Source organism: Dyella sp. RRB7 (assembly GCF_022761115.1).
GTDB lineage: Bacteria > Pseudomonadota > Gammaproteobacteria > Xanthomonadales > Rhodanobacteraceae > Dyella.
Genome location: NZ_JAKWJS010000019.1, coordinates 1 through 500, shown reverse-complemented (window position 1 = coordinate 500; position 500 = coordinate 1). Strand labels below are relative to the sequence as shown.

The 500-nt window shown below is 67.0% G+C and carries 1 protein-coding gene; it reads left to right on the top strand.

Translation table 11 applies throughout. The features are described from left to right. The coding region (locus tag MJ606_RS18230; RefSeq protein ID WP_243050976.1) for an SEC-C metal-binding domain-containing protein at nt 1-299 on the top strand (299 nt) is incomplete at its 5' end. Between the last annotated feature and the right edge of the window lie 201 nt (nt 300-500).

The window sequence follows — 500 nt, the reverse complement described above, 5'->3', positions numbered from 1 at the left end:
GCATCAAGGTCGAAGTGGTGCAGATGCTTGCGCGCGTGCGCATCCGCAGCGAGGAGGAAGTGGCCGCGATGGAGGCCGAGCAGCAGCGCCTGGCCGAGCGCCTGCAGCGCCAGATGCTGGCCAGCGGCGGCGGTGCCCCGCTGGCGGCGCTGGGGGCGGACGCGGAAGCGGTGGCCGCCGGCAGCCTGGCCGCGCCGCCGCTGCCGAGCCCGAACGAAGGGCCGCGCGTGGGCCGCAACGATCCTTGTCCTTGCGGCTCGGGCAAGAAGTACAAGCACTGCCACGGTCAGCTGAACTGATCTCGAAAAAGAAACCCCGCCGAGGCGGGGTTTCTTTTTGTCTCTTCTTTTTCTGTGGGAGAGCATCCTGTGCGCGACTGTGTGGCGGAACGGAGGGGATAGGGATGAGTAGTGAGGGCGCAGGCCCGGAAGTTCGTCGTGGCATGCAAACTGGCCTCTGGCCGTCTGACTTGGCGCCCTGACTACTCGCCTCTAACCCCT